The 6,260-nt window shown below is 40.0% G+C and carries 5 protein-coding genes; 1 reads left to right on the top strand and 4 read right to left on the bottom strand.

The features are described from left to right. Positions 1–208 precede the first annotated feature (208 nt). From DBR11_RS26815 to DBR11_RS26805, 3 genes are read right to left on the bottom strand one after another with little or no spacing between them, the layout of a single operon-like run. A complete protein-coding gene (locus DBR11_RS26815; RefSeq protein WP_108555620.1) occupies positions 209–2,113 on the bottom strand; it encodes a 7TM diverse intracellular signaling domain-containing protein in 1,905 nt (634 codons plus the stop codon). Between the two features lie 19 nt (positions 2,114–2,132). Beyond that, positions 2,133–3,035, bottom strand: a complete 903-nt coding sequence (gene bla, locus DBR11_RS26810; protein ID WP_108555619.1) for a class A beta-lactamase, subclass A2 — start codon at positions 3,033–3,035, stop codon at positions 2,133–2,135. Between the two features lie 16 nt (positions 3,036–3,051). Then, on the bottom strand, positions 3,052–4,230 hold the full coding sequence (locus DBR11_RS26805; RefSeq protein WP_369974464.1) for an MFS transporter: 1,179 nt from the start codon (positions 4,228–4,230) through the stop codon (positions 3,052–3,054). 333 nt (positions 4,231–4,563) lie between these two features. On the opposite strand from DBR11_RS26805, the gene DBR11_RS26800 reads away from it, so the two are divergent. Further along, on the top strand, positions 4,564–5,226 hold the full coding sequence (locus tag DBR11_RS26800) for a porin family protein (RefSeq protein ID WP_158275392.1): 663 nt from the start codon (positions 4,564–4,566) through the stop codon (positions 5,224–5,226). 46 nt (positions 5,227–5,272) lie between these two features. Here DBR11_RS26800 and DBR11_RS29770 read toward each other — a convergent pair. Then, positions 5,273–6,260 (bottom strand): hypothetical protein (locus DBR11_RS29770; protein WP_158275391.1); only part of this gene is annotated, 988 nt, incomplete at its 5' end.

The raw sequence follows: 6,260 nt of genomic DNA, 5'->3' as shown, positions 1-6,260 counted from the left end.
TAGTTGTATTGATTTCGATACGCTTTAATACCGTAGTTCAATAACTTGCTTATCGACTGATAAACAGTACATAAGGCTGCCTGGTGGCCTGGATTGGTATGGGGCTACGATACGGTTCGATACCCTGTTGTTTTTTATCAAAAAAAGAGGCATTTTATTAGATAACGGACCTGAATATTCTTGTTTTTTATGGAGAAGCAACCATTGTTTAATCTAAAACCAGTTCGCTCCAGCCATTTTTATTGGTCTTTTTGAGTTTGGATTTTCGTTCTTCCATAACGGTTTTTATCCGGGTTCCATAGGTCCAGCAAGTACTTTGCCTGATGTTCAGCAGTTCTGAAAGCTTGTGTGATGAAATTTTTCCTTTTGAAGAAAAGATCAGGAATACCATATAGAATGCTTTGTTGATGGGAATCCTGGTGTTGTGAAAAATGGTGTAGGTGGTTACGGATTCTTCATAGCCACATTTGCTACACCTGCGGCTGTAAGGAATATGTCCGGCATAGAAATGTGTGTTTTTACACTTACGGCAGGTATAGCCGTTTTTCCATTTCAGTTCTGCCAGAAAGAGGTTGCAGCTTTCTTTATCTGGATAGATCCTGCTGAATTCTTCAAAATCCACATCAGCCGACATGACCCTGTCCCGGGTTACCTTCTCAACATTAGTTTGCAGTTCCTGGTTGTCTTGTTCCAGGAGAATGTTCATCCTGGTGATCTCCTCTGCCTGTTGCAGGAGCAAGTCATTGGCCTGCTGTAATTCGCTGTTTTTGGCTTCGATGATAAGAGACTTATGAAAAACTTCTTTGGTTCTGGCTTCTACCTGACGTTCCAGTTCCAGGTTCAGACTATCTTTGAGTTTGGCATTGACTGCCATTTGTTTAATGATCTGTCTTTGGGCTTTGTCTTTTTTCTTTTTTAAAATGCTGACCTTGTCTCCTATAGCAAAGGAAAGGAACACCATTTCAAGTACAAAACAAAAGCTCAAACTATAATAGCTGATCACCCCAAAATTTAGCCAGTCAAAATGGAGCATAATCAAGAGTTTCATGGTAAAGCCAAGGAATAAGAATCCGTAGCCCAATACAAAGAATCTTGCGGGCAGATACCCTTTACTGTAAATGTAAATCCCTGTAAAGAAGGCTGCCGAAAGCGGGATGAACTCAATAAACTTATAGCTGAACAAATTTTGATTAAACAGGAGGCTGTATAAGAAAAATGCAATTCGCAATCCAATGATCCATAAAATAATCTGGTTTAGCCGTGGTGCTTTAGCTTTTACATAGAGTAACGCACGCGTAAATAGTAATGCGAATATACTGGCTGCACACAGGGCAAAGGCATAAGCAATCTGATTCCACCCGGGAGCATTTGGCCAGAGGTACTGATAAGCTATACCATCATTGCTCATCTCGAACAGACCTACACTTAAATTGTACAGCACATAATATAAATATTGTTTTTGCCGGATAGCAATAAACATAATAAGATTATAAAAGCTGAAAACCAGAATCATACCGTAAAATATGCCAAAGAAGAAATATTCATTCAGTGCATAAGCAATAAACCATTCTGCACTTCGGAGTACAATAATGGCGTCGGCAACCTGGGAGGACTTGATTTTGAAATAATAGGTTTGAACAAGATCGTTCTCATTGTCGATCAGGAGTTCAAAATTTTTATGCCGGAGCACCCTTTGGCTGAATTTATAACGGTCCCCGAATATTTTCGTTTTATATGTTCCGTTGTCTTGTGGGATATAAGCGGTAATATGGTCTATGGTTTGATCAAAAAACTCTAATAAAAAGTATTTCTCTGCTTTACTATTGTGTTTGATCCGGATCCGAAACCAATAGGTTGTATTGAAGGATGTGGCTTGCGGTGTACTTGTCTTGCTGGGTTTAAATCGATTATGATAGGCCTTGCTGCTGATTTGATCAAAGCTGAGTTTTCCTCCCGGATCTTTCAGTACTTCAATCTGGTTGAATGAGAAAATCTGCTGGCTGACATTGTCATTGACTTCAACAGGGACTTGTGAAAAAGCCCTTACGCAGATCAGCAGACTGAACAGAAATACAAACGCAGTAGATTTAAATATGGTTAGGTTTTTTAGCATTGGACATACAAAGGTATGATTATTTCCTGCTCATCAATTCATCCCAGCTTGCTTTACTCAGTTCTGCAATAATGCGATCAGTTGTCTTTTCATCCTCAGTGGTCATAGACACAAACACTGCTATAGCAAAATGTTTTCCATTAGGTAATGTGACAATTCCAATGTCGTTAGTGGCGGCAGTTAAGCCGGATGTATTGCTGCCAGAATTGCCTGTTTTATGTGCAACTTCAGTTGCCGGAGGAAGTAGCCCTTTGATCTTATTTGGTCCGGTGGTCGTTTCGCGCATAACTTTCCAGAGGAAATCAGCAGAAGATTTGGAGAGGATGGGTTTGGCATAAAATATAGCCAGGAGCTGGGTTGCCGAACGGGCAGTAGACCAGTTGGTGAATTGCATTTGATCGTCCCGGTGCATTTCTTCTTCAGTTGCGGAAATGGCAACTTCAGATACACCAAGACTACGGATATATTGTTGAACCTTAGCCGGTCCACCCATTAACCGGAATAGAATATCGCAGCCATTGTTGTCGCTTTGCGAAACAGTGAAACTTAACAATTCGCTTAAAGGGATTTTTACATTTCCTGCCGGGTATTTATCCCTTAAGGGACTCCATGTGTTTGGCAGAAGGTCTTGTTTCCGAACCAGGATTTTTTGATCGAGCTGAAGCTTTCCCTGGTCTACCTGATGAAGCACAGCCAGTGCCAGATGAAATTTATAAACACTCTGCATAGGCAAATGTTTTGCACCATTAACAGTAACAGTATCGCCGTTTTGAAGATCAAGTAAGGAGTAGCCTATGGTTGCTTTATGCGCTTTAACGATCTCATTTAGCTTGTTTCTAAAAACTGATTGTTGGGCAAAAAGCATTGTTGAAATGCTGATCATCACCAGGGTGAATATAGTTTTTCTTAGGCTTTGTTTCATTCTTGCAAAGGACTGGTTAATTTTTTATTGTTTCTAATATTCCCCGTGTTTTTTTGTTTCTGAGGATTAGCATCCAGGCAAAACCGGCACCAGTTAAGGCCATAAGAGTTCCTACAAATACAGGTGAAGTGTAATCATAGCCTGCAGCTAAAGGTAGGCCCCCAAGAAATGCACCCAGGGCGTTGCCTATGTTGAAACTGGCCTGACTAACAGATGCAGCCAGCATTTCAGATCCTTTTGCAGTATTGATCATCAGCATTTGAATAGGTGATGCCAGGGCAAAGGCTACAGCTCCGGTTATAAAAGTCATGATTAAAGAAAGCATCTGATTGCCTGAAATATAATGAACAATGACTAGGGTTGCAGCCATGATAAGTAGCAGAACGACACAGGCATTGGCCGGCGAAAAGCGATCTGCAAGTTTACCCCCAACCAGATTTCCAACAAACATACCCAATCCCGCCAGGACCAGAATATAAGTTATAGAATCTGCAGAAAAAGCCGAAACCTCAGTAAGCAACGGAGCGATATAGCTGTACCAGGAGAAAAGGCCGCCTGTTCCAATGGCAATCATGAGAATAATCAGCCAGGCTTCCGGGCGTTTGAAAAATTCGAGTTCCTGTTTTAAATTTCTGTCTTTAGTTGCAGGCAGTGCTGGAAGCCATGCTTTTAAACTGAATAGGGTAATTAAGCCAACAATAACAACGATTACAAAGGTATACCGCCAGAGAAAATGGTGTCCTATATAGGTGCCCAATGGTACTCCAGCAATGTTGGCGATGGTCAAGCCAGCAAACATTAATGATACAGCCTGTGCCTCTTTTCCTTTTTCTGCAATTTTGCTGGCCACTACAGAGCCTACGCCAAAAAATGCACCATGTGGAAGTCCAGCGAGCAGCCGGGCAATAAATAGGGTATGATAGCCAGGTGCAAAAGCAGAAAGCGCATTGAAAGCTGTAAACATGATCATTAAAGCAATCAGGATTTTTTTGGGAGGATAACTTCCTGCAATAACGATAAGTAGCGGTGCTCCGATCACCACGCCCAGGGCATAGGCTGAAATCAGGTGCCCTGCCTGAGGAATGGTTATAGAGAGGTCTTTAGCGATATCTGGAAGTAGGCCCATCATCACGAATTCTGTGATGCCTATACCCAGACCGCCGAGTGTAAGCGTAAGTAGACTTTTTTTTATCAAAATATAATTATTAATGTTCTGTTCATTGTTTTGTACCAATGAACCTCATTTGTTTTTTAGCTGTGATGAATTCATCAGGTACCACCTGATTTTATTCGGGTCGGTTTTTTGCCGTTAAACCTGATTGTTTATTCTTGTTAGTGTAATAAATACACGTAGCAAAATTAAGCATATTGCCGCTGTCTATTGGTCGGATTTAGGTAAAAAAGGAGAATGGTGTGGTTAAATTTAATAGCTATTTTTTTATATAGTTGAAACTAGCTGTAACTATTGGTTTAGTTGGGACTCTTAGTAATAACTAATCAAATGAATTAAATTTAAATTTTAAAAAAGGTGAAGAAATTATTACTCTCATTAACGATCTTAACAGGTTTAGGCCTATCGGCTTCCGCGCAAACAAGTCCAATTAAATTTGGCATTAAGGCTGGTGCGGCATTTTCAAATCTTTCTTTTTCCAGTTCTGGTTATAGTGAAACCGGTGATATTAGTACTTCATTTTATATTGGCGGCACTGTTGATATACCGGTAAGTGAAATGTTTTCTGTACAGCCGGGTTTATTATACATTGGAAAGGGTACCAAACAAAGCGGTGATCTGGGCGATATTGGTGATGGCTTCTCAGGTAAAGGAGAAGTTAAAATAAACCCTTTTTATTTGGAGGTTCCGGTAAATATTGTTGCCAATTTTCAGGCAGGAAGCGGCAAATTTTTTATTGGAGCAGGGCCTTACTATGCCATCGGTTTAGGTGGAAAAATTAAAGTTAAAGGGACTGTTGGCTCTTCAACTGCAGAAGTTAAAGAAGATATTAAATATGGTGATGGGGAGGCTTTTAAACGTGGCGATTTCGGTCTTAATCTCTTAACAGGGTACCAGTTGAGCAATGGGTTTAATATTCATGCAGGATATGGCCTTGGATTAAGTAACGTTCTTAATGCTGACGGTGACGGAAAAGCTAAGAACAGGGTGATTTCTGTTGGCTTAGGTTACTCTTTCTAAACATCGTACTCTTTTGAAAGGCTTCCTTGATAAAAGGAGGCCTTTTTTATTGGAAATCAAAATAGGCCAGGGTTGTGAGTTGTTGTTTGCTTCGATTGGCATCTGTAATGGTTAATGCACCTTTTCTAAAGAGGGTGATGCCTTCCCAATTGTTTTTTTTGGGGTCGAAAGAGGTTACTGGCTTCCAATTGTTATCTTTATAGTTCTTTAGTGTTACAATGCGCGCATAATAAGTCGTTTTCTCTTTCAGGTAGTCTGGATTTTGGTTAAGACTGTCCCTTAACTCAGGAACGAGTTGCTTTAAATGCTCCTCCTGATGTCTTAAAATATTGTTGTCCAGGTAGGCTTCATAATCCCCATTCCAGTAATAATTGATGCCGTAAATCCGGCCTTTAGGTGCTGCCTGAATATCTGTAATCCGGAATGGAAGAAAAGGAACACTAATTCTCTCCGGTTCTTTTTTTAATGCAGTATCGATCAGGTAAGCCCGACCACCATTTTCCATTCCATTAAATTCATATATAGCAAGAAGTTTGTTTTCGGCGGGCAGATAAGTAAGGCTTTCAAAACCTGCATTTTTTATATAAGGGTATCTTTTTAATGAAATGAAGTGTGTTGGGTCTATAAAAATTTGAGTTGTTTTTTTATCGAGTATGCCTTTTAATATGAAGCAGTAATCATACTTGTCATTGGTTTCTATGGATAAAAATACCTGGTCTTTTAAAATAACAATGGCTTCAAATCCTTCGTAATAAGCTTTTACAGAATCGGGTAACTGATCCAGATTTCTGACTCTTATGGTTTTAAATGCTGTTAAGGCGCTGTCTTTTCCATCTATTACACGGCTTACGCTGTCTGTGTGAAGGCTGTAGATGTTAAATGCACTATCCAGTTTGGTTTCTTTATGGCTTCCGTATTGGGGTAATAAGTACAGTCGGTTCTCGTACAGCGACATGCCGGAAAATTCTTCATTTATACTGTTGATGGCTTGAGGTAATGGTATAACTTTATAATTTTTCTGCGCAGTAGAGGAC

Source organism: Pedobacter sp. HMWF019 (genome assembly GCF_003061025.1).
Classification (GTDB): Bacteria; Bacteroidota; Bacteroidia; order Sphingobacteriales; family Sphingobacteriaceae; genus Pedobacter.
Note: the sequence above shows the minus strand (reverse complement) of the source record. Positions and strands in the feature narration are given on the sequence as shown.